15 protein-coding genes are annotated in these 24861 nt (G+C 55.6%); 7 read left to right on the forward strand and 8 right to left on the reverse strand.

The genetic code is table 11. The features are described from left to right. The first annotated feature begins 4 nt into the window (after nucleotides 1-4). The gene (locus tag FGO67_RS11935; RefSeq protein ID WP_203300888.1) at nucleotides 5-661 is read left to right on the forward strand and encodes a cupin domain-containing protein; all 657 of its coding nucleotides are present in this window, start codon (nucleotides 5-7) and stop codon (nucleotides 659-661) included. Nucleotides 662-665: 4 nt separating this feature from the next. Here the strand turns inward: FGO67_RS11935 and FGO67_RS11940 are convergent, their stop codons facing one another. The 4 genes from FGO67_RS11940 to FGO67_RS11955 all read right to left on the reverse strand — a co-directional run bounded on the left by FGO67_RS11940 (nucleotide 666) and on the right by FGO67_RS11955 (nucleotide 3743). Continuing rightward, nucleotides 666-1235, reverse strand: a complete 570-nt coding sequence (locus FGO67_RS11940; RefSeq protein WP_203300889.1) for a lipocalin family protein — start codon at nucleotides 1233-1235, stop codon at nucleotides 666-668. Nucleotides 1236-1326: 91 nt separating this feature from the next. Then, a complete protein-coding gene (locus FGO67_RS11945) occupies nucleotides 1327-1944 on the reverse strand; it encodes a flavin reductase family protein (protein WP_203300890.1) in 618 nt (205 codons plus the stop codon). Between the two features lie 4 nt (nucleotides 1945-1948). Next, nucleotides 1949-2776 carry a CheR family methyltransferase gene (locus FGO67_RS11950; RefSeq protein ID WP_203300891.1) on the reverse strand — a complete coding sequence of 276 codons (828 nt, stop codon included), beginning with the start codon at nucleotides 2774-2776 and terminating at the stop codon, nucleotides 1949-1951. A 37-nt stretch (nucleotides 2777-2813) separates the two neighbouring features. Next, nucleotides 2814-3743, reverse strand: a complete 930-nt coding sequence (locus FGO67_RS11955; RefSeq protein ID WP_203300892.1) for a chemotaxis protein CheV — start codon at nucleotides 3741-3743, stop codon at nucleotides 2814-2816. Nucleotides 3744-3929: 186 nt separating this feature from the next. Here FGO67_RS11955 and flgA point away from each other — a divergent pair, with 186 nt between their 5' ends. The 3 genes from flgA (at nucleotide 3930) to FGO67_RS11970 (ending at nucleotide 5639) form a co-directional block, all read left to right on the forward strand. After that, the gene (gene flgA, locus FGO67_RS11960; RefSeq protein ID WP_203300893.1) at nucleotides 3930-4631 is read left to right on the forward strand and encodes a flagellar basal body P-ring formation chaperone FlgA; all 702 of its coding nucleotides are present in this window, start codon (nucleotides 3930-3932) and stop codon (nucleotides 4629-4631) included. 203 nt (nucleotides 4632-4834) lie between these two features. Beyond that, nucleotides 4835-5161 carry a flagellar biosynthesis anti-sigma factor FlgM gene (gene flgM / locus FGO67_RS11965; protein WP_041338680.1) on the forward strand — a complete coding sequence of 109 codons (327 nt, stop codon included), beginning with the start codon at nucleotides 4835-4837 and terminating at the stop codon, nucleotides 5159-5161. Between the two features lie 7 nt (nucleotides 5162-5168). Next, on the forward strand, nucleotides 5169-5639 hold the full coding sequence (locus FGO67_RS11970; RefSeq protein ID WP_203300894.1) for a flagella synthesis protein FlgN: 471 nt from the start codon (nucleotides 5169-5171) through the stop codon (nucleotides 5637-5639). 68 nt (nucleotides 5640-5707) lie between these two features. Here FGO67_RS11970 and FGO67_RS11975 read toward each other — a convergent pair whose 3' ends face one another. After that, complete coding sequence (locus tag FGO67_RS11975; protein ID WP_203300895.1) at nucleotides 5708-6451, reverse strand: cyclic di-GMP-binding domain-containing protein, MshE-related; 744 nt, start codon at nucleotides 6449-6451, stop codon at nucleotides 5708-5710. A 214-nt stretch (nucleotides 6452-6665) separates the two neighbouring features. Between FGO67_RS11975 and FGO67_RS11980 the strand changes: the two genes are divergently transcribed. The 3 genes from FGO67_RS11980 (at nucleotide 6666) to FGO67_RS11990 (ending at nucleotide 9886) form a co-directional block, all read left to right on the forward strand. Further along, a complete protein-coding gene (locus FGO67_RS11980; RefSeq protein ID WP_203300896.1) occupies nucleotides 6666-7286 on the forward strand; it encodes a peptidylprolyl isomerase in 621 nt (206 codons plus the stop codon). Between the two features lie 4 nt (nucleotides 7287-7290). Then, the gene (gene mnmC, locus FGO67_RS11985; RefSeq protein ID WP_203300897.1) at nucleotides 7291-9183 is read left to right on the forward strand and encodes a bifunctional tRNA (5-methylaminomethyl-2-thiouridine)(34)-methyltransferase MnmC2/FAD-dependent 5-carboxymethylaminomethyl-2-thiouridine(34) oxidoreductase MnmC1; all 1893 of its coding nucleotides are present in this window, start codon (nucleotides 7291-7293) and stop codon (nucleotides 9181-9183) included. A gap of 67 nt (nucleotides 9184-9250) precedes the next feature. Continuing rightward, entirely contained in the window at nucleotides 9251-9886 is a 636-nt protein-coding gene (locus tag FGO67_RS11990) for a CBS domain-containing protein (protein ID WP_203300898.1), read from the forward strand. On the opposite strand, the gene FGO67_RS11995 is transcribed toward FGO67_RS11990, so the two are convergent. The 3 genes from FGO67_RS11995 to FGO67_RS12005 form a co-directional block, all read right to left on the reverse strand. Further along, a complete protein-coding gene (locus FGO67_RS11995; protein WP_203300899.1) occupies nucleotides 9883-12666 on the reverse strand; it encodes a hypothetical protein in 2784 nt (927 codons plus the stop codon). The two genes, FGO67_RS11990 and FGO67_RS11995, sit on opposite strands and share 4 nt — an antisense overlap. Nucleotides 12667-12873: 207 nt before the next feature. Continuing rightward, complete coding sequence (locus tag FGO67_RS12000; protein WP_203300900.1) at nucleotides 12874-15948, reverse strand: sensor domain-containing protein; 3075 nt, start codon at nucleotides 15946-15948, stop codon at nucleotides 12874-12876. A gap of 13 nt (nucleotides 15949-15961) precedes the next feature. Next, complete coding sequence (locus tag FGO67_RS12005; protein ID WP_203300901.1) at nucleotides 15962-24859, reverse strand: tandem-95 repeat protein; 8898 nt, start codon at nucleotides 24857-24859, stop codon at nucleotides 15962-15964. Between the last annotated feature and the right edge of the window lie 2 nt (nucleotides 24860-24861).

A 24861-nucleotide genomic window follows, 5' to 3' on the forward strand; every position in this document is an offset into this window, starting at 1 on the left:
AGCGATGTTGAACATGGACTTCTCCAAGCGTGTAGTAATCCGCACTGAAGAACAGGAGTGGGTTCCCAGCCCGGCGGGCGGCGTGCTGAGAAAACCGCTGGCCCGTGAAGAAGCTGAACGTGGTCACGCCACCAGCGTGGTTCGTTATGAGGCGGGCGCTTCATTCAAGCGGCACGAGCATCCATTAGGCGAGGAAATCCTGGTTCTGGATGGTGTTTTTTCCGATGAAACCGGAGATTATCCGGCCGGAACTTATTTCCGGAACCCGCCCGGAACAGGCCATGCGCCCTTCAGCCGTGACGGCTGCACCCTGCTGGTCAAATTGCATCAGTTTGAAGAACGCGACCTTACCCCTGTGCAAATAGACACCCACTCCCGGCCCTGGCTACCGGGTATTGGTGGGTTGGAGGTAATGCCTCTGCATGATTTCGAGCATGAGCATGTCGCATTGGTGAAATGGCCGGCGGGCGAGCGGTTTCAACCACACCGGCACTTCGGTGGCGAGGAAATTTTTGTGCTCTCGGGCGAGTTCTGTGATGAATACGGCCGCTACCCGGTCGGCACCTGGATTCGCAGCCCTCATCTCAGTCAACACCATCCTTTTGTGGAGCAGGAAACCGTGATCTGGGTGAAAACCGGCCACCTGCCATTCCAGGCCTGATCGCTTAGCGCTCGCCACCTGCCTTCAAAGGACTCTCTACAGAACTCTCTAAAGGGCTTTGATCGACCACGATAAGTTCGGAGAGATCGAAGCCCTCTGCCCTCGCCCGCTCTCGGAACTTGGCCATCTGGGCGTCACTGACGGTGGGGGTACGCGACAGGAACCAGAGGTAGTCCCGGTTATAGCCGCTGATGTAGGCGTATTCATAACCCACACTATCCAGCTCGAACACCACGTAGGAACTGTAAAACGGGCCGAAAAAGGACACTTTCAGATGACCGCTCTTTCGCTCGTCAACAAACACCGCGTGACCTTCCGCTTCACTCCACTGCCCTTCACCGGCGTCATAACCCCGATTGGTAACGACAATACTGCCGTCTTCCTTGAGCTCGTACTCGGCCGAGACACGGCTCAACCCTTCCTCAAACGAGTGATCCAGGCGGGCGATCTCGTACCAGGTGCCCAGGTAACGATCCACTTCCAGATTCTGGACCGGACGAATACCCTCAGGAACCCCGGTACAGCCGGCCAAAACGCCAGCTGCCAATACAATTAATGCGAATATCCTGCTCAAAATTTCCCCCTAACCCAGCACCTTCCCCTTTCCTCTCGTAGAGCCTTAATCGACTCGACAGCCGGGCCGCGTGCAAGGCCGCAGTCCATGTTCAGGAGGGGCGTGCCACCTTAAGAATATCTCCGAAAGTGACGTATTCGCTGCCGCCCAGGCGACCGATGGGATCCAACGCGGCGGCATCGATTTTTAACCGGCCTTTATCGTCAAAATGCGTCGCCTGGTCACTCACGTAGACCCCTTTCACCAGACCAAACACCAGACTCTGTGGCGCCGCGCCAATTTCCTTGATGTCGTAGAGTTCACACGCGAATGCAACGTGGCAATCCTTGAGCCGCGGCAGGCGGGACCCTTCCATCGGCGTCAACTCCAAGCCCAAGTCCGCCAGCTCTGACTCACCGTGTGGCAGGGTACGGGATGTTGCCGTCATGGCACTGGCGAGCTCTCGATGGGCGATATGTACAACAAAATCCTTGCGAGCTTCGATATTCACCCGCGTGTCCTTGAAGGCATTGTCCGTGGGCTTTCGGCCAACCGAAAACATCAACAAGGGAGGATTGCTGGTGATTGGTGTAAAGAATGAAAACGGCGCCAGGTTGTAGTCGCCATCAGGATTTTCACTCAGCACCCAGGCAACCGGACGAGGTACCACGGTCTGGGTCAGAGTGTGGTAAGCCTCGGTCGGATCCATGTTCTCAAAATCGATAAACATCAGGCTATTTTTTCCTGTAAATGATACCCGGGTGACACTGCACCATCTCATACAAGTCGGGCAAACCATTCAACGATTCAGAGGCGCCGAGGATGAGATAACCACCCGGATTCAGGGTGGCATGGATGCGGGTCAGAATGTCTTTCTTGAGTTCTGCCGAGAAGTAGATGAGGACATTACGGCACATCACGATGTCGAATTTCCCGAGTATGTAACGCTCCAGCAGATTCAGCTCCTTGAATTCGACCATACTCTTGAGTTGCGGGCGGATCTGCCAGCCACCGTTCAGCGAGGGCGTGAAGAACTGTTTTTGCCGTTCCGGAGAGAGTCCACGGCCGATGGCGATCATTTCGTACTCGCCCCGGCGCGCCACTTCGAGAACACTTTTGGAGATGTCGGTAGCGGTAATTTTCACATCACGCAGGCGGCCCGGCCGTTGACGCCGAAACTCTTCCACAATCATGCCCACCGAATAAGGCTCCTGCCCGGTAGAGCAGGCCGCGGACCAGAGCCGAAGTGGCTGAGCCGTTTTACGCTCGGCAAACTCTGGCAGCAGCTTTTCCTGCAGGATTCGGAACGGATGATTATCTCGGAACCAGAGTGTTTCGTTAGTGGTCATCGCATCGATGACCACTTCACGGAGGCTCGCCCTACCCGTCCGCTTCAGTCGGTCGAGCAGTTCACCGAGGGAGTTAAGTTCGTTTTCTTCCAGGATTCGACGAAGGCGGCTCTTAACCAGATACTGTTTATTTTCGCCCAGCAAAATGCCACACGCATCCTGCAGGAACGTTTTGAAGGCTTCATATTCCTGTGGCGTTATTTCCGCTTTCATTGGATCTCTGTTGTTTGTGCATCAGTGAGCAATGGCATCACCCTTGGTCGATGATCTCCATCACTCGCTCGGCCAGTTCGTCGGGACTGAACTTAGCCATGAAATCGTCGGCCCCAACCTTTTGCACCATGGCCCGGTTAAAGACACCACTCAACGAGGTATGGAGCATAATAAACATCTCGCTGATAGCCGGATCACTCTTACACTGGGTCACCAGTGTGTAGCCATCCATTTCCGGCATCTCCACGTCAGAGATAATGAGTGCCAGGTGATCGCGGGCCTTGGAACCATCACTGGTGATCTCTTTCAGGTACTCATAGGCTTGTTTGCCGTCGTTCTTGGTGACCACATCCATACCAATCGCCGTCAGGCAGCGCTCGATCTGACGACGGGCTACCGAGGAGTCGTCCACTACCAGGACCGGCAAATCGGCAGGCGACCGACCAGCGCTCTTGCTCAAGACCGCTTCAGTAACATCTTCCCTGAGCGGAGAAACCTCTGAAAGAACCTTCTCTACGTCAATGATTTCAACCAGTTTATCATCAATCTTGGTAACGGCAGTGAGGTAAACATCCTTGCCCGCACCTTTAGGCGGCGGAAGGATATCTTCCCAATTCATATTCATGATCCGATCCACTCCGGTAACCAGGAAGCCCTGGGTTTTCCGGTTGTACTCGGTAATGATCACAAAACTGTTGGCCAGTTCTTCCTGGGGAATGCCCGGCAGGCCAATGGACATGCTGAGGTCAATGATGGGGATGGTCTCACCGCGAGTGTGGGCGACACCTCGAACCACGGAGCGGCTGTTCGGGATGGAGGACAGCTTCGGACATTGAAGAACCTCTTTTACCTTGAACACGTTGATACCGTACATCTGCCGTCCGCGCAGACGGAACATCAGCAGCTCGAGGCGGTTTTTCCCTACCAGCTGAGTCCGTTGGTTTACGCTATCCAATACCCCTGCCATCTATACTCTCCTAACTCACCGGCTCATCACCGGCATGTATTTTGCTGTTATTCAGATCATGAACGAGCTGACGAAAAATCGTCACCGACACGACTATCTGCTCGCTTAACGGCCGACAGGGCCAAATCCTTAGGATTTTTCCAGAGTAATGGCCGGACATTGACAGCATAGGACAAAGTGACACGTATGCGCATCACCATTTTTAGCATCGCTCTACTCATGTCCGGCGTCGCGGGCGGCGCAGCGGCCCAGACTTCGGCCATGGAGATTGAGCAGGCTGCAACAAACTATTTAACCGCATTTGCCGAGGCGCAGGCTGAACGAGGCTATGAGGTTACCTTTGAGCCGGGCAGTGTTGACAGCCGGCTTGCCCTGGCCAGCTGTGAGCAGCCTTTGGCAGTTGAGTTTACCGGTGATCCCTGGCGCAGCACCCATCCGTCCCTGCAGATCGCGTGTGAGGGTAAACGCCCCTGGCGCATGTTTGTGACCGCGTCGGTTTCGATCAACGGTCCCGCCCTGGTGGCAGCACGACCGCTGGCCCGTGGCGAGCGCATAACCACCGATATGGTCACCACTGAATCAGTCGTGGTAAATGCCAGTCGCAGAGGCGTGCTGGGCAAGTCTGATGATGTACAGGGCATGGAGATCCGTCGGCCAATCAACGCAGGGTCCGTGATTACCCCGGATCTTCTCTCCGCTCCCGACGCAGTGGAACGGGGCGATCATGTTATTATCTTCGCCAGGAGTGGAGCTTTCTCGGTGACATCCCGAGGCAAAGCCCTGGCGAATGCCTCGGTCGGAGAACAGGTATTGGTTGAGAACCTCCGATCTGCCCGGACGGTTCGGGCCAATGTAATCGCACCGGGGCGTGTTGAGGTTCCGATGTAGCCGGAACTGGCAAGTTCCTGCCGCTCGGCAATAGCCTGCCGCCCGCTTTCGCCATAGTGCATGGCTAGAGGCTCGGCAGATGGAGAATTGGTAATAAAAATCGAGAAAATTTCACTAAAGGTATGGACGGCACGGCCGTTACATAGATACACACTCGAGTAAGTCGCGCCCCCGCGCGGCACTACAGGCAAGCAGGTATATATATGTCAGTTGACTTAAATGGAATTGGCCCCGGCCAGGTCAACACCCAAAGAACCACGGCCGACAAGTCCTCCAGCAGCCAGGGAACCCAGCCGGCAAGCAGCGAGCAGGCTAAAACCCAGGCACAGTCCGCTCGCGGCGAAAGCGTTAGCCTCAGCAATCAGGCAAAAAACCTGAAGCAGCTGGAACAGAAGCTGGGTGACTATCCCGAGATGGACGACGACCGCATTGCAGAAATCCGGTCAGCGCTCGAGAACGGAACCTACAAGATTGATGCAGAGAAACTGGCCCAGAAAATGCTTGAGATGGATGAAAGCATTTTTGGGTGAGTAAATCATGGCTGCTATCGATGAATTGAAAGAGCTTCTGTTGCAAGACGTGCAACAACTTGCGGTTTTGACGGACATCCTTGATAAGGAAAAAGCCTGCCTGTCGGCCTCAGATGTTCGTGCGCTGCAAGCGCTGACCGCAGAAAAGAATCAGCTTCTAGCGCAGATCAGGGAGCGGGCAAAACAGAAGATCCACACTCTCGTCGCCATGGGCTACAAGCCGGAGAGCGGTGCACCTTCCCGATTTATTCAAAGCGCCGGCTTGACCGAACTGTTTGATCTCTGGAAACGTGCCGATGAGCAAATGCGCAAGTGCCAGGCTCTGAATCAGCACAACGGCCGGGTTATGGGCCACTTGCAAAAACGCCTCTCACGACTGACCGATATTTTCCGCGGTGCCACCGGCCAGCAAAAGCTTTACGGCCAGCAAGGCCAGCAGACTTCGGTATCAAGCAGGACTATTCTGGCCAGTGCCTAGGTGCTCCAGACCTGAGATAACGCCCGGCAAGCCGGGCGTTATTTTTTACCGGGGGGGGATTGGTGTAGTTAGCGGGTATAGATAGTCATCTGTGACGAGGGGCTGAAGCGAATATCATGGATGCTGACGTTGCCAAACGAAGGCCCCCGACTGCCAGTCACCCGTATGTTGTTCATCCTGATTTCCTCAATGCGCTCCGGAAACGCCAGAGTTAGGCCGCCATCCTCTTGCAACCTATATCGGGGTTCTCCCTCCCGGTAATGAACTCCTTTGATGCTCAGGTCAGAATCCAGGAAGTTCAGGACAGGTACGAACACGTTGGTCGTAAGCTTCAGCCCCTTCATGACATCCGCTTCCGATCCGTCACCCTGTTCCGTTGCGTTATCCACCATGCTGCCCACCCGCGCCATACGCTCCAGCAGCGAGGAATCGCCCTGCCCCGACACGGCGGCTAACTCATCGTCCTCCAAGGGCGTGAAGCCCGCCTCCTCGTACATCTCGCCAGACGCGGACGAAGTGGAGTTCGTGTTGTTGACATGGTTGGTGGCCGCGAAACCGACCAGTGGCTGGAAAGGCAGAGCTACAACGGCGACGAGCGCGGCGGCGTTACGGTAGCGGGACTGATGCTTCAGTACGCGACGCAACTCTTTTTCACTGATCCAGCCAGACTGAATGAACACCTCACCCAGTCGCTCTCCTGATTTCCGTTGCAGGCGCAGACCTTCTTCAAGCTGCGCTTCAGACAGGTAGCCTCGACCGACGAGCAATCGTCCTAATCGCGACTTTTCTTCAAATCCCTGACGGATTTTCACTGAATTCTCCTTATTATTCGTGAAAACCGTACAACCCGGCCCGGCATGGAGGAAAAAAACTGCAGCAACCACTGAGCGTAGCTTAGTCTCGCGATTCCGTATCTCATGAGTCGCCGAAACAGCCCAAGCTTCTGCTAAAATCCTGCGGTAACTTAAGATTCAATGAATTATTGCAGGAAATCACTCTGCAGCTCACCAGGAGATAAGTAATCAAATGCTAAATTCCGTAAAACCGGTTCGTAGTGTGATCCCTGCCCTGCTTCTGGCGATGTCGACGTTACTGCCGATGACCGGAGCCCACGCCGAAACAGCCTCCGAGACTGCTTCTGCAGCTCTGCCCAGCGTCAAAGTTGTCACCAGCAAGGGTCCGTTTGTCCTCCAGTTGCGCCCGGACGCTGCGCCAAAGACGGTTGAGAATTTTCTTGAGTACGTTCGCGATGGCTTCTACGACAACACCGTGTTCCACCGTGTAATTCCTGGCTTCATGATTCAGGGCGGCGGCTTTACCAGTGACCTGACCCGGAAGCCCACCCAGGATCCGATCGTGAATGAAGCCAAGCCGACCCTGAAGAACCTTCGTGGCAGTATTGCCATGGCGCGCACCAGCGCTCCGGACAGCGCCACCTCTCAGTTCTTTATCAATGTGGTCAACAACGGTTTTCTGGATGCTGGCGTCAGGGGCGCGGGCTATGCCGTTTTCGGCAAAGTGACTGAAGGGATGGGCGTGGTTGACGCGATTGCGGGCGTGGACACAAAAAATGCTCGTGGCATGGCAAACGTACCGGTAAACCCGGTGATCATTGAATCCGTCTCGGTACTCGAGCCCGCTAACTGATCCCATGCCCGACGAGTTGCTCTCACCCAGTATCGAAACCGCTGAACTGACCTGGCAGGACGGTGTCCCGGAATCAACCCGGTTCGGGGACGTCTATTTCAATCGTGAGGACGGGCTGGCCGAGAGCCGGTATGTTTTTCTTCGCCCCAACCGGCTTACTGAACGGTTTACGTCGGTTCCGGCGGGTGGCAGCTTTGTGGTCGCCGAATCCGGGTTCGGAACGGGGCTGAATTTCCTCGCCACCTGGCAGGCGTGGCGAGAGCATGCGACCAACCAGTCGGCCACCCTGCATTTTGTGTCGGTAGAGCGCTTTCCCCTAAAACGGGACGACCTGGTTCGGGCCCTCGCCTTATGGCCGGAACTGGCGCCATTGGCGGCCGAGTTGGCTGACAAGTATCCACCGATGACCCGCGGCGCGCATCGCATTCTGCTGGATGGCGGCCGGGTTCGGCTAACGCTTTACCTGGGGGATGTTCATGAAGCCTGGCAGGCGCTCCAGTTCAAGGCCGACGCCTGGTTTCTGGACGGTTTTTCCCCGGCCTGTAACCCGGAAATGTGGCAGGATCAGGCTCTTGCCATGATCAGCGCGCACAGCAAACCGGGCGCGACCCTCGCCACCTTTACCGCGGTGAGCCGAGTTCGGCGGGCACTCGAAAGTGCCGGCTTCACCATGAACATCTCACCGGGATTCGGGCGCAAAAGAGACATGCTGGCGGGGACGCTACCGGCTGACGTTGTTTCAGACCAAGATCAGCCCGCGCATTCGGTTGCGATCATCGGCGCGGGCATCGCCGGCTGCCTGCTCGCCCGCAATCTCGCCGAGCGCGGCCTTCCGGTAACGCTGATCGACTCGGCCAAGGGCCCTGGCGCGGGCGCCTCCGGAAACCTTCAGGGCGCGACCTATGTGAAACTGGGGGTCGAATTCAACGATCAAACAGAGCTGGCACTGACCGCCCTGTGTTTTAGTCAGCGCTTCTACAACCGCTTCCGTGATCAGTATTGGCATCCTACCGGTTTACTCCAGCTGGCCTGGAGCGAACAGGAACAGGACCGTCAGCGGCGTTTCCTCAAAAGGAACGCTTACCCGGCGGACGTCTTCTACCCGGTAGACCAACACCAGGCTGAGCAACTGACCGGCGTTCCGACCCAAACCGGCGGGCTCTGGTTTCCAGGCAGTGGCTGGCTGGAGCCGGCAAAGCTGTGTGCGGAACTCGCGGCGCACCCCCTGATCCGCCAGCAGTTCCAGACCGATGTGCAGCAGCTGCAACGACTGACCAACGCCTGGGCCATAAAGCCCGCAACCGGGCCAGAGATAGCCGCGGATCGCGTGGTGATTTGCGCCGGACATCTTACCCCGTCGCTGCTGCCGGTTTCGGGCCGGTTCCGCCTCAAGAAGATTCGTGGTCAGGTCACTCACCTGGAATCACAATCCCTGACAAGCCCTCGATCCGTGATCTGTGGCCCTCGCTACCTGAATCCCGCCCATGGCGGTGTGGCTGTGGTTGGCGCCACTTTTGACCTGCGCGATGACAATCCCAATCCCACCATGGCCAGCCATGAACAGAACCTGCAAGAGCTAACCGACCTGTTGCCGGGCATTCTGGAGGACAAAGAGGGGCTCGAAGAATCCGTTGAAGGGCGAGTCAGCTTCCGCTGCGCTACCCACGACTACCAGCCCGTGGCCGATGAATTGTGCGACTCTGAGGGCCGGGTGAGCCCGGACCTGTTCATGTTCACTGGGCTCGGCAGCAAGGGACTCACCTATGCCCCGTTGCTTGCGGAATACCTGGCGGACAAACTGTCAAACCAACCACAATGCCTGCCATCACACCTGGTGCGTCGGCTGGCAAGTCGGCGCCTGCACCAGGTGGAAAAACCGGAATCGAATACAGGGTAAACTACAGTAATGGGCTTCACGGCCGATAAGTGACTAATGCCAGTGTAAAACTTGGGGATTCCTATTCATGTCCATCTTCGTCAGTGAGCCAGGCCGTCCAATCGGGACCCGCCTTCCGGAAGCCTTCCGGGCACGGCGTGTGAACGATGTTACGGAGCTGACCGAGAGCCATGCCATCAACCCCAGCCACAGCGAAGCAACGGACGCGGAATTTCAGCAGGCAGCCAACTCGGGACGGCATCATCGAGCGCTGGAGGAATATGGCGCCACGGCGGCAGTAGAGCCCAGAGCGGAACGGGTCTACCTACCGGTATCGATGATCTGCTCTCCCGCCCTGTACTCGGTGCCGGCCACGTCCACCATCTCGAATGCCATGGCACTCATGGAAGAACACGGCGTACACCATCTGGTCATCACAGCGGAAGACAACATTGCAGGCCTGGTTGATCTCCGTTGGCTTCTCGATTGGTTGCACCGCCATCGCGCCAATGCCTTCGACCAGAACCTGGTCCATATGGAACTGCCGGCATTTCTCACGGCCTCACCGGAAACCGACGCCCATCAATTGGCTAGACTGATGCTTGCACACCAGTTAAATGCTGCCCTGGTGGTAGACCCGAACGGTAAGGCCTCAGGCATCGTGACCAGTACGGATTACCTGAGGCTGTATGCCAGCGCCAGCAGGCATGAAGGCGCAGTTTAATCCAGCGCTGAAAGCAGGTGGCCCTCCGGACCGAACACCAGCACCAACCAATCACTGCCAATGCGAGTCAACGCCGCGATTTCATCATCGCGATAATTGGCCAGGGCGATAATCTCGGAGTCACCTTTCGGCAACTGGTAACGCCATTCGTTCTTGTAAGGCTTTTCCTCGCTATCAGATTCTGAATCTTCTTCAATCAGGGATACCCTGGCCAAAATACCCTGATCGCCGTTGACCACCTCGGTTATCCCGTCGAACCCACCGTCGGTGACCCCGCTGGTTACCATATCGTCTTCAAACGCCATCAAAACCCTGAGGCGGTCGTCCGACTGGTCGCCAGCATCGTTGAGAGTGAACGCCTGCCTGATCAGACCGGTGGTAGTGTAAGCCAGCAGGAAACCCGCTTGGCTGTCCAGGGGCCCACGCTCAAGGCTGCGATTGCCCTCCTTGTCTTTCAGCAGCCGATAGCTGCCGGCCGCAGTGCCGAGTAGCCACATTTGATTACTTTCGTAGGTAGCATCAGTCAGCGGATCATCGGCTTCGGAGCCAACCTGGAACACGGCGAGCCCGCGCTCCCCTGAGGTGGTGCTGTAGTAGAACGCATCTACCCCGCCTAATACCGGTTCGCCATTCACCGAACCGGCCACAGACCCGAAGAGCAGAGGCGCTACCGAGCGTGGGGCAGCGCCGACCACAGACTCGTTGGCGGACGAGCCGACCTGGCGAGTCCAGGCGACCTTCGGAACTTCGTTGGCTCCATCCAGCTGAGTATCGATGCGTTGCAGGAAACTGTCCCTACCACCGGCGTTAGTTTGGTTGGGCCAGGTTCCCCCAGTTTCCCCGGCGATCAGTACATAGCCACTGTCGGAATTCATGTGCACCGATCGCACCTGGTCTTCGGCACTGGTGCCGGTTCGAATGGTCCAGTTCTCAACATACTCACCACCGTTGGACGGCTCATCAAACCTGTATCGGGTCGTCACAATATCCTCTCCGCCCTGGGCGACGGTGCCCGCAACGGCCGCATCCGTGCTGTAGGAGACGACAAATTCGAAGCGGTCGACCTTGCCTTTATCCTTGGCTACCTCTCGCTTGACGGTGGCAATCAGCGGTTTTGGCTGTGACAGTGTATCGCTGGTGCTGGAAATCAGAATATCCTGCAGTTCGCTGCCTTTCTGATCGTAAACCCTGACCCGCACACGATCGCTGTTGAGGCTGTCATAACCAGCGACGAAGACCCGCCCCTCGTGAGACACATCGAGGTCGGTCGCAACAAAGCCGTCGGATTTGTTCAAGGCTAGTGCTTTAACCTGCTCGTTAAAGCTTACTCTCAGAATACTTTCGTCAACCACACGGGCGTAGTTTTCCCGGCCTGCCTGATACTCCTGATCCAAACCGAGCAGGAGGAAACGGTCCTCCAATTCCGGGTTGGCATAGCTACCATCCGGAACCCGGATGCGAAACCTGACTTCATTGACGCCAACAGGAAACTCCAGCTCATCGGAAGGCGACCAACCGCCATTAATCCAGCGCTCGGTGACTACACCCGCACCCAGCTCGACGTCGGACTCCTTGGTTTCCTGAAGTCTGGCCCGAATCACCTCGTCCCGGTTCCCCGTCAGCACCGCCAGATACTCCCTTGCATCGCCAACGTTCAGAGCATCTCGCGCGCCCCCAGCTTCGGTCTGAATGCTTACCAGAGGCTCATTGTCATCGATTTTCAGAGAGGTATCGGCTTCTTTGTTATTGGGGCCCAGTCCCGCCAGCCCCGAACGTACTTCAGTGAGCTTCAGCTTGGCCGTTTCCTGCTTCTCCGGGAAAGAATCGTCAATGACTTCCAGGCGGATATAGCACTCAGTAATGCCCGGCTCCAGCGTGACAACGCCGCGGCTGTAGGTACCGGACTCGTCCTGCTGATAGACAAGGTAATCCAGCTCTTCCAGACGAGATTGACTGTTGCTGCCCAGGGCGACTATGTCATGACCGATAGTGGCATCGGCCTCGTTGGCCTTACTGTGATCACAACGCTGATGGGGCGGAAGGTAGTCAGTATCGGGATCCTTGTCGCAGCTGGCCGGGTTGTACTCGGACGTGAGTTCAAAGGCCACCGCCACCCGGGTGACGGATGGTTGATCGAGCAGTACTCGAACCAGAACCGGCTGGGTTTCGGCGGTGATCGTCTTGGTACCCGAAACCGAGCCGTCTTCGGCGTACTGGTTTACGGTAAAACTGTGTTCCCCCGGGGTATCCAGGTTCGGAACGTCACAAAACCCGTCACTCTCTTCCGACTCTTCGCCGCTGCCGGCTCCGGTATTAGCACCACTATCGGAACTCTGCCCCTCCGTGAAGGTGTCGTTCTCAAGCGATAGCGCATTGTACTTAACCTCGATATCAAACGGTTGCACACCCGACATACCCCCGTCGGTGCTGACGAGGTTGATACCCAGCTGACGCCCCAGATCCGCTTCGCCCCGACTGCCCCCACTAAGCCCAGGGACGCCTCGCATGATGATGCCCTGGCGGGCCTTATTGCTGGTGCCCTCGAGGGCAAGCCAGGATGGCGCGTTAGTAAGGGTGTAATCGAGAATGTCCTCACCGCCATAGGCGCCGAAGTTGTAGTAGTACTCCACGCCGAGATAGGCTTCTGCCGGTGGCACTCCAATAATCGTAGGGTCGTCGGGGTCTTTTTCGGTCTTGCAGGCAATCAGGGCCGAAGCAAAAACCAGCGTCACGAGGAGGCGGCTGGCGGAACCAGTGCGGGAGACTAAATCGGCGCGCATGGAAAAATCCGTTTTAACGTTGTTGTTATCGGGTGCCCTGGCTCTCGATTGAAAGCCCATTTACACTCCGTTACAGAACAACGCCATGGTAGCCAATTTACCGTGCGGGCGATCTGCGCGAGTTCTCAGATTTTTCCGCCAGCCACAGTCACCACACGCCGGCCGCACATCACTGCAGCGAAACAACCTTAGTGGCTTTATCTTGTTCTATTTTGCTGGCAGATCAGCTCGGATTTTTTCGGGAAAAGCGTTCACAATACCTATCATAGCCGGGGCTGATCCCTGCACATCCCTCAGTCTCCTGTATTCGGCCCCGTATTCAAGAACCTTCTGCCGGATATTTGAAGCATGAGCCAAAAGCTCAGTTATCTGTTCTTTTGGTAACGGCTTACTCATCAGGTAGCCCTGAACTTCATCACAATGAAGATCCTGCAAGAAGCGCAACTGCTCCTCCGTTTCGACACCTTCCGCCACAACCCGAATACCCAGGCTGTGACTCATCGCGATAATCGCGCTGACAATCGACGCGTCACTCGAATTTTTCAGGAAATCGGTTATGAAGGTGCGGTCTATTTTCACGACGCTGATCGGGAATCGCTTCAAATAACTTATTGACGAATATCCGGTACCAAAATCATCCAAATAAAAACGTATTCCGGCTGCGCCAAGCTTTTCCAATATGCCCGTTGCCGCATCCAGACAATGCATGACAGCCGTTTCCGTAATTTCAATTTCTAGCGCTTCAGCTGGTATGTCGAATTCTTCCACCACCGCTATTATTTCTTCGGCCAGGTTTGGGTTTCGGAATTCAAAAGGGGAAAGGTTTACGGCAACTGGCACTGTGCCATAGCCCGATTTCTGCCAAAAACTGATTTGCTGACACACGGCCCTAATGACCCAGCGATCGAGCTCTTCGATCAATCCCGCCTGCTCCGCCAGCGGAATAAATTCACCTGGCTGTACCAGCCCTGATATCGGATGCTGCCAACGAACAAGGGCCTCCATGCTGTTAATTTCACCCGTTCTCAAGTCAATTTTGGGCTGGTAATAAACAGTAAGTTCGTTGCGCTCTATTGCCCGATGCAACTCAGCCTCTAACTGAATCTGTTTCTTGGCACTCTGGTTTATTTCATCTGCATAGAACCAAAAGCTGTTATCCCCTTGAGCTCTTTTACCCTCGCGCATCGCGCTGCCTGCATTTCTGAGCAGTATCTCCGCGTCTGCACCATCACGCGGAAAGAGGCTTACACCTAGATTAACGTTCAAATAGAACTCATTGCTTTCAACGGAAATTGACGTCTTAAATGCCAAAAATATACGTTGCAATATTTTCGTTACAATTTCAGGGCGCTCAAGGTCGGTGAGAACGAGCGCAATTTCGTTTCCATCAAGCCGTGACACCGTAAATAACAACCCTTCCTGTTCACAAACGGCCACTGTGTCTGTCGAGCGGAGCGTCTGCTTTAGACATGCGATTATTTTCTTGGCTAACTTTTCTGCCAAAGCAAAACCCAGCGTGTCTTTCACACGCTGCAATGAATCCACATTCACCACTAAAACCGCGATATGGGTACCATCCCGCCGCGCCCTGTTTATTCCCTGCTCGATCCGGTCCTGCAGTAAAGCATCACTTGGGCGACCAGCTGCGGAATCGCGACCTAGCTTAGCCTCCGCTCCACTCTTTTTTGCCGGTAACTGCACAGCCGGTTTGCTATCGATTACAGGCAATGCGCTCACCACGCTGTCCTGTTCGTGAGCCAATTCTAGCGACGGGTCCGATGCCATTGTTCTCGACCAACAGATCACACGGTTCCGCCCAGTCTCCTTTGCGACATACAGCGCTTTATCCGCCTGCGCCAAAAGGTCGGGGGCACTTGCCGCACCATCCAACAAAGCAGCAATGCCAAAGCTGGAGGTAATTCGCAAATCACTATGGATCGTAGCCGTATCTGCCCCCTCAATGGCCGAACGCATTCGTTCGGCAATACGGGCAGCGGCGTTCACATCGGTTTCTGGCAGTATGACCACAAACTCCTCGCCACCAAGTCGTCCCACGAGATCCCCCGAACGCGAACACTCTGTGAGAATCTGGGTTACCAGTTTAATGGTCTCATCACCAACCCCGTGTCCAAACCGGTCATTCACCGATTTGAAGTGGTCAATATCAACCATAATACAGCTGAACTCTCCGCCCTCTTCTCGTGCCTCATCGAACAATAAATCCATATGATGAGTTAGGGAGCGTCTGTTAAGCACACCTGTCAGCGGGTCACGCGCAGCCAACCATTGCAATTCCTGATTCTGCCGCGAGATCTCTTTTTGACTGCGTTCCAGTTTCTGTAGCGTACGATGCAAAGCTTCGTTCTTTGCTTCTATTTGGGTAATGTCGTCGAAAGTAATTAAGACGCCTCGCACTTTTCCCTCCGTTGCCGTAATCGGAGAGACGTTGACGTTAAGAATGCAAACTTCATTGAGACCATTTGTCAGTGTCAATGTGGCACTACGGGATAAAGTCTGGCCGGTTAGCACATCCGCCCAAGGAAGGTTCAAACGGTCGCCACCCTCACCGGGACTTCCCCACCCGAACCCGGCAATGTCCTTGCCCAGAAGCTCTTGAGGTTTCAGGCCCATTTTCTTTGCAAATGCCAGGTTCGCAAAGACAACAAACCCCTTCTGGTCCACGATCAGTAACCCCTCTGACAAGGTGTCCAGAGCCTTGCTCACCCGTTCGGGAATGACAGCGTCAGGGTTTAGCTCGCGCAACGCCCGCTTTAAAAACAGCAGATAAACCAGGAATCCGCCTAAAGAAATAAACAAGAGAATGCCAAGAAAGGAGTTTCTAAGAGAGAATAGGCCACCATTCCCGTTCAAATCGGTAAACGTCAGCTCGACATTTCCCCAGCGATCCTGCCCATTGAAGAGCGGCACCAGAACTTGCGTTGCTGTTGATTTATCGCCACTTTGCAAGGTCCAGTATTGCTCGTGCCCCCCAAATTCGGATACCAGCTCACCACCCTTTTTTCGCACCGCAGCGGAGGTAATAAATTCGTTCCTCGCGACAATCGATTGCAGTATGTGATCGACCCCTTCTAATTGCTTTCGAGTGATCTCATTCGATAATTGAACCGCTAACGACTCAGCTGCAAATTTTCTTGATTGAAGTTCGGCATGTCTCGTGTCGGGTATCAAGCCAAGCAGGTCCGAGATGAGCAGCATGGATACAGTAAGCAGCGTTAAGCTGAAGCTGATTCTTATCAAAGGAGACAAAAAGAATTTTTTCATAGTCTTATCCGCCTTACCGGTCGGAATCCTCGTCTGCAAAGATCTCTTCAACGCTGCGGCCGCCTTCACTGGCTTCATCCTCGACGTCTTTGTTCAGATCTTTCTCCTCGGTTCCCCCAAGAATTGGCATTGGGTCAAGCTGTCGCCACAACGGCGTTATCGACATAAATCCAGCCATTAATGAGCCAGCGCGAAGCACCCAGCTGATGAACCCCGCAGACAGACCCATGGTGGCTCCCAGCATCGCCTCTGTTTTGAACATTTTGTTTTTGTCTTCAGCCAACGCAATGTCATCAAGATCCCGCTTCATTTGGTCCAGTCCATCAGCTAAAGAGGCGTTATTCGTTGGTGAAACTAACTCGAGAAACTCCTTACTTTCAGGCTGGAAAGGCGTGAGGTCTAAATTCAACAAATCGAGGGCCTTAGGTAAGACCACCTTAGAATCCTTACTCGGGTAGTCATAGCCTTCGGTCACAGCAAATACGTTTGTCAGCACCTGAACCAAAACGTCATCATCAATCGAGGACAACCTTTCAGCTCCAGCCGTTAACGAACCTGGGCCTTGAAGCTGTTTCGGCTTCGGTTCGGCTTCGGAATCCAGTTCCGCCTCAGTTTCGGGATCTGGTTCGACTTCTGGCTCGGGCTCTAACTCGGGTTCGAATTCGAGCTCTGGATTCAGCCCCGGTTCTAGTTGCGGCCTTTCAACCACTGCAGTCGTAGCAAACGAGGCCGCCACTTCTGCAAACCCTTCTCCGTCTGTGTAACGTGCCTCCAGGGTTACAATCTTGCCCACTTCCGCCTGCGTCAGCGTATAGGTTGTGCCAGCACCAACCTGTACTCCATCGGCTTTCCAGACGTAACTGACCGGCCCCATACCATCGGCATCCGTAAGAGTGTTAGATGCGTTCAGGGTTTCACCTGCCACGGCAGTGCCGGATATGGTCACCAAGCCGATCGGCGCATCGTTGACGTTGGTGAGCGTGATGCTGACCAATTGTTCAGTCGTCGAACCCAGGTCATCGGTCACCGTCACCGTAAACTGATCGGTGCCGAACCAGTTGGCATCGGTGGGGGTAAAGGTCCAGGCGCCCGAAGCGGAATCAATGGCGGCCGTGCCATTGGTTGCCCCGGCGCTCACGGTGAAGTAAGTGCCATCAGTGAGGCCATCGACATCGGTGGCGTTCAAGTCACCGGACACCGCGTCACCTTCGTTACCGCTGTAGCTGGTGTCTCCGGTTATCACTGCGGCATCGTCGACACGATTGACCATGACATTCACGGTTCCGGTCTCGGTCACCCCACCCGATGTGATGGTGTAAGTAAAAGAGTCGCTGCCGTTGAAGTTCGCATTCGGCGTGTAGGTGACGGTGCCGTCAGCCAGGAAGCTGACGGACCCGTTACTGCCATTGGTCACAGCGGTCAGGCTAGGCGTGCCCTCGAAGTTGTCGGCGCTAGCACCGTTGGTGCCGGTCAGTACGTTGGCGGTGATCGCCGTATCTTCATTCGTCGTCAGACTGTCATCGACAATGTCGACCACTGGGGTCACAGTGACGTTGACCACCTGGGTGTCGGTGTAACCGTCATCGTCGGTGACCGTGACTGTGAACGAGTCGCTACCGTTGAAATCGGCAACCGGGGTATAGCTCCACAGGCCCGTGGCCGGGTTGATGCTGGCGGTGCCACTGGTCGCGTCGGTCGAGACCATGAAATAGGTGCCGTCGGTCAGACCGTCGGCGCTGTCGCTGGCCGTCAGCGTGCCGCTGATGGCGGTGTCCTCTGCCCCGCTGCCTGAAGTGTTGCCACCGATGGTGACCGCATCATCAACCGGGTTGATGGTCAGACTGACGGTCCGGGTCGCACTCTCGCCGCTGCCAGCGTCGGTTACGGTATAGGTGAAACTGTCACTGCCGTGGTAGTTGGCCGCCGGGGTGTACGTGAAGCTGCCATCGGCATTGAGCGTCAGGCTGCCGTTGCTGACACCGGTATTGACCGCATAGCTCAAAGCCCCGCCACTGGTGGTGCTGTCATTGGTCGCAACCGTATTAGTGAGGGTGGTGTCCTCGTTGAGCGTGAAGCTGTCGTCCTGAGCCGTAAGATCCGTCACGGCGTTGACCGTGATGCTGACGGTCCCGGTCTCGGTCACCCCGCCCGAGGTAATGGTGTAAGTGAACGAGTCGCTGCCGGTGAAGTTCGCAGTCGGCGTGTAGGTGACGGTGCCATCAGCCAGGAAGCTGACGGTCCCGTTACTGCCGTTGGTCACTGCAGTCAGGGTCGGCGTACCCTCGAAGTTGTCGGCACTGGTGCCGTTGGTGCCGGTCAGTACGTTGGCCGAGATCGCGGTATCTTCATTCGTGGTCAGACTGTCATCAACAATATCGGCCACCGGGGTCACGGTAATATTGACCACCTGGGTGGCGGTATAGCCGTCATCGTCGGTGACCGTGACAGTAAACGAGTCGCTACCGTTGAAATCGGCGGTTGGGGTATAGCCCCACAGACCAGTAGCCTGGTCAATGCTGGCCGTGCCGTTGGTGGCGCCGGTCGAGACCGTGAAATAGGTGCCGTCGGTCAGGCCGTCGGCGCTGTCGCTGGCCGTCAGCGTGCCGCTGATGGCGGTGTCCTCTGCCCCGCTGCCCGAGGTGTTGCCACCGATGGTGACCGCATCATCAACCGAGCTGATGGTGAGACTCACGGTCCGGGTCGCACTCTCACCGCTGCCCGCATCCGTGACCGTGTAGGTAAAGCTGTCACTGCCGTGGTAGTTGGCCGTTGGGGTGTACGTGAAGCTGCCGTTGGCATTGAGCGTCAGGCTGCCGTTGGTCACATCGGTATTGACCGCGTAGCTCAGCGATCCACCACTGGTGGTGCTGTCATTGGTCGCAACCGTATTAGTGAGGATGGCGTCCTCGTCGAGCGTGAAGCTGTCATCGGTGGCCGTGAGATCGCCAACCGGATTCACGGTGATGGCGATCACCTGGCTTTCGACATGGCCGTCGTCGTCGGTCACCGACACCGTAAAGCTGTCACTGCCACTCCAGTTGGCCGTCGGCGTGTAACTCCAGTTGCCATTGCTATCGACGGCCGCAGTGCCGTTACCTGCACCAATGGTTAGAGCGAAATTATTGGCGGTGTACCCATCAGTAGCATCGGCAAAGGTCACCGTGCCGGACGTGGCGGTATCCTCATTGGTGGTCGCCGAAACATCGCCACCGAAGGTGCCGGCATCGTCGACCTGGTTGACGGTGATGGCAACGGTCTGGGTCGAGCTCTCGCCGCTGGTGGCATCCGTGACCGTATAGGTGAAACCGTCACTGCCGTTGTAGTTGGCCGTCGGCGTGTACGTGAAGCTGCCATCGTTATTGAGCGTCAGGCTGCCGTTGGTCACACCGGTATTGACCGCGTAGCTCAGCGACCCGCCACTGGTGGTGCTGTCATTGGCCGCCACCGTGTCATTAAGGGTGGTGTCCTCGTCGAGCGTGAAGCTGTCGTCCTGAGCCGTAAGATCGGTCACGGCGTTGATCGTGATGCTGATCACCTGAGTTTCGACATTGCCATCATCATCGGTGGCCTGAACCACAAAGCTGTCGGCACCGCTGTAATTCGCACTCGGGGTATACGACCAGTTGCCATTGCTATCGACGGCAGCAGTGCCGTTACCTGCACCACTGGTTAGAACGAAATTATTGGCGGTGTACCCATCAGTAGCATCGGCAAAGGTCACCGTACCGGACGTGGCGGTATCTTCATTGGTGGTCGCCGAAACATCGCCACCGAAGATGCCGGCATCGTCGACCTGGTTGACGGTGATGGCAACGGTCTGGGTCGAGCTCTCGCCACTGCCGGCATCCGTGACCGTGTAGGTGAAGCCGTCACTGCCGTCGTAGTTGGCCGTCGGGGTGTACGTGAAACTGCCGTCGTTGTTGAACGTCAGACTGCCGTTGGTCACATCGGTATTGACCGCATAGCTCAGCGATCCACCACTGGTGGTGCTGTCATTGGTGGCGACCGTACCAATGAGAGTGTTGTCCTCGTTGAGCGTGAAGCTGTCGTCCTGAGCCGTAAGATCGGTCACGGCGTTGACCGTGATGCTGCTGGCCGTGCTTGCGCTGAAAGCGGTGGTGCCGCCGACACCGGTGCTCAGGTCAGCGATGCCGCCAGCCGTGCCACTGGTCCGGTCCCAAGCGTGCAAGGTAATTCCATTGGTGACGGTGCCGTTCCAGTTCGCATCGGGTACAAAACGCACTGAGGTGTTGGCATCAGCCGCGAGCAGTCGAGAGTTCGCGGTGTCGACCGCTCCGAATGCCGTCCAGTTGGTGCCGCCGTCGGTGGTATATTGCCAGGTGCCGTTGGCATCATCGACTGCGACTACAGCAATGCCTTCCAGCGAGCCAATGTCGCTATCGGTTACCTGCCCGACGATCAGGTCCGAGACTAACGTACCACCGTTACTGCTCGGATCCTCGTCGATCACGGTCAGGTCGTTGGCATCGGCGAGCACCGGCGCGTCGTTGACGGGGGCAACGTTGATAGTGGCGACCGTCGTGTCCCCACCCAGCCCCACGTCGTTGTTGGATGTAGAGGCCTGTATCGTAAAGTTTCCGCTGCCGTTAAAGTCGGCCGTCGGGGTAAATTTCAACCCGGCACTACCTTCGGCAACAGTAATGAAATCGCCGTTGTTTATCTGAGTGATACCGTCGTTTTTATAAAGCGTGCCATCAGTGATGCCAGTGACTTTGTAATGAGTCACTTCGGAACCATCTGCGGGGTTTGGCGAAATCACCAGACCACTTGTCGATTGCGTGTCCTCATTTGTGCTGGTATTCGTGACGGATGGGGTGTCGGCCATAGCGTTAACAACCACACTCGCGCTAGCCGTCGTCGAGGAGAATGGAGAACTCCCTCCACCCAGCTCCGTATACTCGACCTGAACATTGTCGATAGACAACTTGTTGTTTCCGGCACCCGTCTCTCCGCTATCGACAAAAAAACGAACCTGCGTGTTCGATGCAATATAAGAGCTTATGTCAATAGTTTGGGTGCCAATACCTTGGTTTATACTCGAGTTAAATGTTGCCACCGTGTTGTAGGTGGTACCGCCATCGTTCGAAACCTGAGCGAGAAGCACGGCTGATGCGCCCAGCGTGTTATCGTAGGAAAACGAGAGCGTCGCACTGGTCGCATTTTCCAGATTAACTTCACGGGAAAGACTATTCCCTGCGTTGGCCACCTGGAATTTCAACTCATTACCCGAAACACTGATCCGGCCATTTGCGGGATCAGACCCAGCGTTACCTGAATCGTTTTCGACCCAGTCAGTACTCCAAACGTTCGTGCCATTATTGTTGCTGTAAGAGACACTGCTGAATTCGTCCAATGTAAACCTGGTACCTTCCTCGATCGCCATCGAGCTGCCATTAGCACCGCTTGTCTGATCCCAGGCACGGAAGGTGATGCCGTTCGTGACAGTACCGTTCCAGTCTGCATCGGGCACGAATCGCACTAACGTGTTCACATCGTCAGCCAGCAAACGCGCAGCCGCGGTGCTTGGCGATCCAAACGCCGTCCAAACACCACCGCCGTTGGTGGTGTACTCCCAAGTACCGTTTGTGTTGTCGACCCCGACCACGGCAATACCGCCACTCGATCCACTATCGGCATCGGACACCTGCCCGGCGATCAGATCCGATACAAGGGTGCCGGAATTGTTAACGTCGTCTTCGTTGATTGAATTAAGGTCATTAGCACCGCTGAGTACGGGGGCATCGTTTCCGTTAGCGATCGCAACATTCGCTGCAAACTCCGAGGTATCCCCATATGCAAGCTGGTCATCACTGCCCACTTGGCCGGCGTCGTCAACCCTGGTAGCGGTCGCGGTGACGTAATCACCCTCGTTCAATGAAATACCGGTCAGTATTACGTCATTAAAAGAGCTATCGCCGGTACCGTTAGTGGTTACCGTCGTGCTTCCCAAGAAGAACCGACCTTCACCATGGGTTGCATCCTGAGTGCCGACTGCGTTGCCAAAAAACTCAATGCGGTATGAGGTGCTCACACCATTTGTGTCGAGGGTGCCGCTCAGGATTAGGTTCGAACCATTGAGGTCGGCCGTGTTGATAGTCGGGTAGTTTTGAAGATTATTAGCACCGCTATCACCGTCGTTGGTGTCGTTGCTGGTAACGCCGCTGGTGCCCAAGTCGATACCCAGACCGCTGTTGGAATGGATCAGGTTGCCGAGCACCGTATTGGCACTGCCGTTTACAATGTTGACGCCATCGAGCGCATTGAAGGCAATCACGTTTCCGGCTCCGGTTTCAGTGCCGCCGATCAGATTGCCTGTTGCCCCTGATTGGATTTCAATACCGTCGTCACTTCGGTTGCCGCGATCCAGGGTGCCGCCTGCGTCGGTGCCAATATAGTTACCCTGGAGGACATTGTTTGAGGTGTTGACCTCGATTCCTTCGAAATTATTGGCAATGACGTTGCGTGCTGAGGCGGTGGTGCCGCCAATGGTATTGCCAGAGCCTGAGATGATCGCTATACCGACATCGCTATTACCTGAACCGGAAGCACCGTCCGGATCCAGGCCTATGTAGTTCCCTTGGATTAAGTGCGCGGTGACTCCTGTTCCGGCGATGTTTATACCTTCGTCGCCAGCGTTGGTTATGACGTTGCCTTCGTTAGCGCCTGTGCCACCAATGGTCGCATTGGATCCGAGCAACTCAATGCCGTCATCGCCGTTACCAACACCGGTTGAACCGGTTCCTGAGGTACCGATCCAGTTGCCGGTAAACGTCAGGTAGTCGGCACCAGACTGCACCAGGATTCCATCTCGAGTGAAGCCAGTGATCATCAACCCGCGGACAATGCTGTTGTCCGAGGTGGCAGAAAAGCTGAGACCATCAACATTTGCGCCGGCAGATCCGCCGTCAATACGAATCACGGGTGTGCCAGAGAAATCCGGTTCGGAGGTACCGTCAAGCACCAAAGTATCGCTGATTGTGGGCAGTGCACTACCTAACGCAATGGTGTGCGCACCATTGACCAGAGCATCGGTGATATTGAACCGAATGACGTCTGCGATATCGCCGTTGGGTGTGGCGTTGGCCGCTTCGATGGCCTCCCGTAGCGATATCTTGCCATCAGCACCTTTATTGAGGAGCAATGCTTCAATGGAAGATGTATCACCATCGGAAACATCACTGGTGGTATCGACCGTCAGTTGACTGTAGTTGTACAACGCCAGAGCGTAAGGGCTCTCCTGACTCGGGGAATTATCAAGCCCGACATCACTGCCATCGAGGAACATGGTTGCGGTGCCCGCGGTCGTCCCCATACCGGTAGATGTTAGACTCAGCACAAATACGTCGTTTAGGTCGACTTTCAGGCCATTACTACCGACACCTGAGACATTGTCATCTACGTTTAACGTCGCAAGGATATCGCCCTTGGCCAGTGACTGGCCGCCTATGGTGGTCGCGGCCTCGATCACTTCAATTCCACGCAGGCGATTAGGATCAATGCCAAGGTCACTGAGATCAATCAACGCCGTTACGGTACCGGTAGTAGTGGTCGCACCGACCCCAGTAGGCACAAAAAGATCAATCGACGTGGTTCCGGACAGTTCCGAGATGAGCAAAAAGCTGCCAGCGGCAATGTCAGTGCCACCGATGGTGGTGTCCTGTTCGATCAGGGTCACGCCCTTTAGATCGTCAGCGACCACTTCATCGAGCAATACGGAGAACGTTCCTGCGCTGTAATCGTTGAACGCATTCGGGCGAAAAACCAGAAGGTCCTGATCCCCTACCAGCATATCCGAACCGGTAGAAGAGTATGCGGCCAAGATGGTCTCGTCCTGCAAAAACGAAACCAGCACGTCACCGGCTTTTAAATCGAAGGTGCCATTTACGCCACCTACGGTCATGTCATGGGATACGAAATGCAGCGCCCCTGCATCAACCGCATCGAGGGTGAAGGTATCGAAGTCTATAACTATCGAAAATTCGCCTTCGGTTGCGTCACCGTGGGCCAGTGTTGGCCCCGAGAACTCCAAAACCTGCCCCTCTGTCCAACTTGCCAACCCGTCTGCGCCGGGTGAACTGACGTTGGAATCAGTGCTCAACCACAGCGACTGCGACAAACTACCTTGCCACGCTGCCTGGGCATAGTCGCTGAACGCGATCTGGGTATCGATCTGGCCCTTGCTGTACTCTAACTCCCAGTCGCCACCAAGTGCCGCATGTCCGGTTAAATCATCCGATGCAGCAATATCTGCACCCGTTAAGGTAGCGATTTCATCAATCAGATTTTGGCCATCGGCCGAGGCTGCAAGATCGCAGCCATAAAAAAGAATATCAGCGTTGGCATCCAGGTAGTCAGCCCAGGATTTCAGCTGGCTTTGGTAATCAGATAGGTTCTGGTTATTTAGTTGCGTGTTACCCAGATCAACGGTGCCATCTGCGCCGTGAGAGATCAGGTGAATGGCACCTACCCCCTGATAACCCTGCAACGTTGAAGTGATCTGGTCGATCCCATTCCGGTCATTATCCAGCAGGATCACCTCGAAACGGCGGCTTTCATCGCTTGCAGATAAGACGTCATCAACAAGTTGTTGGTAATCGGGGGTATCGGTATCAACAAATACCAGCTCAATGCGGATGGAGTCTTCCGCCAGAACTGACGTCACATCGTCATCTTCGGGCAGTGGTTCGGATCGCGCTTTATCAGTCTGTTCTTTGTGAAGCTGGGCCGTTTGTTTATCAAGCGCTGCGGCGGTGTCATCCAGCAGTGTGGCCAAAGAATCGTCGGCAGCGGGGCTATCAACTGCCCCGCCAAACATATCCGCCGAGAACAGCACCCGCGGCTCCAGAGCCTCAATGATTGGCGCTCTTCGCTTTTGTTGTTTTCTATCCATCA

Source organism: Marinobacter sediminum, from assembly GCF_016820575.1.
Lineage (GTDB): Bacteria > Pseudomonadota > Gammaproteobacteria > Pseudomonadales > Oleiphilaceae > Marinobacter > Marinobacter sediminum.